Below are 4,117 nucleotides of genomic sequence, written 5' to 3'. Positions count from 1 at the left end.
GCGAATATAACTTTTGGAACAAGAGGGTTAGCTTGGTCAATTTCGTCAGCTACCAAAAGTGGCGATTATCCAAGAAGCCCCCACTTCAAGCAACCCGCAAGGGTGGTAAGTGGTGGGAGTAGTTCACGTTTATCTATGTTGATCGTTCGTTCACGTTTAATCTTACTAGTTTTGGATTTTTTCTTTTTCTGTTCAGAACAGCAAAAATTTGATACAGTTATCTATAAGAACAAGGAGGTTGAATTGTATGGCAGTGGCTTTTGGTTTCTTTGCATTCTTTGTCCTTTTTATTTTTAATTCACTCACCCATACCCTATGCCTTAGGACAGAGATGGCAAAAGAGCGCCAACCTGGTGTTTTTCGGATGATTAATATTATGATTACCATTTTACTTATTTCCTCGTATGTGGAAATCTTATTCACCTAATGCATTGGCAGGTTTTGACAACTTTTACCTATATTTAATAAAGTACTGTTTTTTTTAGTAATAAGTATGTTATAGTATTTCAAGGGCTTATCCAATTTAAGCATTCAAGAAACAACAGATTAGGAGTGTAAAAAAATATAATGAAAAAATTAGTACTTGCAGCAACAGTAACACTTGGAGTTTTTGCATTGTCGGCCTGTTCCTCTTCAGGTGATGATTCAGAGGTAGTGGTGGAAACAAAAGATGGAAACATTACAAAAGAAGAATTTTATCAAGAACTAAAAAGTAAAAGCGGGGAATCCGTACTTCAACAATTAGTAATGACTCAAGTTCTAGAAAATAATTATGAAGTAAAAGATTCAGAAGTGGATGACCAAGTTAAAAAATTAAAAGATCAATATGGTGATCAATTTGAAATGGCAATCCAGCAAAGTGGTTTCCAAACAGAAGATGATTTCCGTGTAGCATTACGTACCAGTTTACTACAAGAAAAAGCTGTCACAGAGGACATCGAAGTAACGGAAGAAGAATTACAGCAAAGATACGATAGATTACAAACAGAAATTGAAGCAAGCCATATTTTAGTTGGCGATGAAGAAACGGCCAAAGAAATCAAACAAAAACTTGATGATGGTGCTGACTTTGCAACGTTAGCAGAAGAAAATTCAACCGATACACAGTCTGCTCAAAACGGAGGGCAATTAGGTTATTTTACTGCTGGAGATATGGTAAAAGAATTTGAAGACGCTGCATACAGTATGGAAGTTGGAGAAATTAGTGATCCTGTGAAATCAGCAAACGGTTGGCATATTATCAAAGTAACGGACAAGCGTGACACAAAACAGGAGCTTGGATCATTTGAAGATATGAAAGGCGAGCTAGAAAGACAAATCAAATCTTCTAAAGTGGATCAAGCGAAAGCACAAGAGAAGCTTGATCAGATAATGAAGGATGCGAATATTGATGTGAAGATTGATGAATTCAAAGATCTATTTTCACAAAAAGAAGCAGCCAAAAAATAACACCTAAAAAAAGAGGTGCAACACTTCAAAAGTAAAAGTGTTGCACCTCTTTTTATCTTTAAGAAACGAGTTCTTGCTTCTTCTGATCTGCGTTTTTGTTTTCACGCGCTTGTTCAATCCGTTCCATGTACACTTTTCCTTCTCTTTCAATAAACTGCTTTTCCAACAGTCTCTCTGCACGGAATGCACGAAATGCCATATATCCACTAAAAAAGATAAAGACAACAAACATAAAGACCCACCATGGTGTTCCTAAAATCATAAACCTGCCCCCTTGTCCATTTTTCTACCATTATATGTGTGAAACATAGAAATATGACAGGCTTTAAGAGGTTGTTCAAAAAGTCACCAAATGATAAGCGGCGCATCTCAGGCCCACACGATGTGGGTCATGCAGGCGTTGCCACAGGACGTGCGGTCTTAGCCTGTATTCCTTAAATGGCTTGTTTTTCCGGGCTTCATGTAGGCATAATCTACATTCCAGTCCTCAAAACTGCACCGCCTCGACCTGCTTGCTTCTAATTTGCCGACTTTTTGAACACGCACTTTAAACAGATGGCGTCTCGACTTTCTTTTCATAAAAACGAAACGTGACAAAATAAAGATACCCACTTATAAGTGCTAATCCACCAAGAATCGTGAAAACAGTTGCATAGCTAAGATAACTTGTCAAAATTAAACTCGCAGGGGCTAATAACTTCCCAACGGTAAATCTTAAACTTGCTGCTGAAAAATATTGACCACGCATGTCTGCTGGTGCCAATTTTGAAATAAAACTTTCTTGGATACCAACAACCATCAGTTCGGCGAATGTAAAAAAAACCATAGATATCATAAAAATGAAAATGCTACTCGTTAGTCCATATAACACGATTCCAATTGCATACAACAAACTAGAAACGATAAAAACGTTTCGTTCCTTGAAACGGTTCATCACTCTCGTAACATACACTGTAAACAACGCAACTAATAGTCCATTTTCTGCTAGAATTAAGGCAAATGCCTTCTCGCCATTGACCGTTATTTCAAATGATCCTAGCTTTAGTAATGTCTGATTGTCCACCACCTCACTTGTATATACGGCAATTAATAGATCTAACTGCATAAACGTCTGTGCTACAAATACACCAGCGATAATAAATAGTAAAAACGTTTTATCTTGTGCAATAACTCGATAGTCTTCAAGTTCCTGCCAGATGGCCTTATACCAAGATTGTTTAGCCTCTTGTATCCTTTGTTTTGGTGTTGTTGTTTCCTTTAAATAAATCTGAAGTACTGCAGTTAAGATTCCTGTCAGAACGAAACCTGCAATAAGCATTTCAAATCGATAGGTATAAAATATAAAGCTTCCAACAATGGGACCAACTACAACAGCAATATTGATCGACGTGTAAAAAACAGCAAAAACAGATGCACGATGTTTTTCAACAACAACATCGGCAACCATTGCATGTGATGCAGGCCAATACAAGGCTCCCCACACTCCTAGCAAACTAAACGATATAAATGTAAGAATAGGAGAGTTGTACCACGGAGAATTAGCATATGCGAACAATACGAAGGTCAAGCATTGTGAACTCGTTGCGATAACCATCATTTTCTTTCTTCCAAATCGATCTGCACAATATCCCCCGACTAAACTAGCAATCACAGAAAATGCTTGAGACAGTATAAGTAATAGTCCAGCCTGATCCTTTCCAAATGAACGTTCAAAAAAAATCGTCATAAATGGGAAGTACGACCAAAAAAGAAAGTTCATTGTCCCTTCCCCGAATAATCGTATCCGTAAATTCTTATCCCAATCTTTCCATTTCATGTTGCATACTCCCTATCTCGTTAAATCGGTTGTTAATTTTTTGAAAAATTAGGCTTGTAAAAACTGTGATTTTCCATGGCAAATAAGCAAATCTGTATATTCACCTGTCTAATTTTGTCTAATAAACGATTCAGCATATTTTATGTGATAATTACATAGAAAAACAAGCAATTTGTATCATAAATTCAGATGATAATTTTAAATTTTGAATTCCTACCTCTACAAAATAAGATTAATTATAACAAAAATGAGTTAAAAAATCTCTACTCTATATCATAAATAAGGAGTTGAACTGCGCAACTGGATTTTTTTGAAATAATTATGATGTTATAGAGGTTGTTCAAAAAGTCACCAAATGATAAGCTGCGCATCTCAGGCCCACACGATGTGGGTCATGCAGGCGTTGCCACAGGACGTGGCGGTCTTAGCCTGTATTCCTTAAATGGCTTGTTTTTCCGTTACTCACGTATTAAAAGCATATCCTTAGAAAAAGGAGAACACTTTTTCTTCGTGCGAGGTAATGCTTTCGAAGCAACAAGCTTTCGCTCCGTTACTCAAAACAGCGCCGCCTCGACCTGCTTGCTTCTAATTTGTCGACTTTTTGAACACGCACTTATAGTAAGGATCTTTCTATGAAAAACATATATCAACCACTTAAATCATTTAAAGAGCAGATGAAGTAAGATACATTGAACTACCCACCACTTACAAAAGAAAGTTCACTTTTGAAGTGGGGGATTCTAATGAAATAGACATACACGGTTTATGTTGTGTATGACCGTATCCCGTTCAACTAGGATACGGTTTTTCCACTTTTCAGCTTGGACAAACTTTTTTGCTCTAAATCTGTGA

The 4,117-nt window shown here is 36.9% G+C and carries 3 protein-coding genes and 1 pseudogene; 2 read left to right on the top strand and 2 right to left on the bottom strand.

Annotation, left to right across the window (positions count from 1 at the left end; translation table 11 throughout):
- Nucleotides 1–260: 260 nt before the first annotated feature.
- A pseudogene (locus NC797_RS18495) lies at nucleotides 261–311 on the top strand (hypothetical protein); the annotation flags it as partial.
- A gap of 256 nt (nucleotides 312–567) precedes the next feature.
- Nucleotides 568–1,449, top strand: a complete 882-nt coding sequence (locus NC797_RS18015) for a peptidylprolyl isomerase (RefSeq protein WP_272438180.1) — start codon at nucleotides 568–570, stop codon at nucleotides 1,447–1,449.
- Nucleotides 1,450–1,507: 58 nt separating this feature from the next.
- Here NC797_RS18015 and NC797_RS18010 read toward each other — a convergent pair whose 3' ends face one another.
- Together NC797_RS18010 and NC797_RS18005 are read right to left on the bottom strand one after the other, a co-directional pair.
- The gene (locus NC797_RS18010; RefSeq protein ID WP_272438179.1) at nucleotides 1,508–1,711 is read right to left on the bottom strand and encodes a sporulation YhaL family protein; all 204 of its coding nucleotides are present in this window, start codon (nucleotides 1,709–1,711) and stop codon (nucleotides 1,508–1,510) included.
- Between the two features lie 285 nt (nucleotides 1,712–1,996).
- Nucleotides 1,997–3,265 carry an MDR family MFS transporter gene (locus NC797_RS18005; RefSeq protein ID WP_272438178.1) on the bottom strand — a complete coding sequence of 423 codons (1,269 nt, stop codon included), beginning with the start codon at nucleotides 3,263–3,265 and terminating at the stop codon, nucleotides 1,997–1,999.
- Nucleotides 3,266–4,117: the final 852 nt, after the last annotated feature.

Source organism: Terrihalobacillus insolitus (assembly GCF_028416575.1).
GTDB lineage: Bacteria > Bacillota > Bacilli > Bacillales > Amphibacillaceae > Terrihalobacillus > Terrihalobacillus insolitus.
The sequence above is the reverse complement of the archived record's forward strand: the minus strand, read 5'-3'. Positions and strand labels throughout refer to the sequence as shown.

Bases quoted from the DNA above. Each gene is read 5' to 3' on its own strand.
- NC797_RS18015 (WP_272438180.1), top strand. From the start codon at position 568: ATGAAAAAATTAGTACTTGCAGCAACAGTAACACTTGGAGTTTTTGCA.
- NC797_RS18010 (WP_272438179.1), bottom strand. From the start codon at position 1,711: ATGATTTTAGGAACACCATGGTGGGTCTTTATGTTTGTTGTCTTTATC.
- NC797_RS18005 (WP_272438178.1), bottom strand. From the start codon at position 3,265: ATGAAATGGAAAGATTGGGATAAGAATTTACGGATACGATTATTCGGG.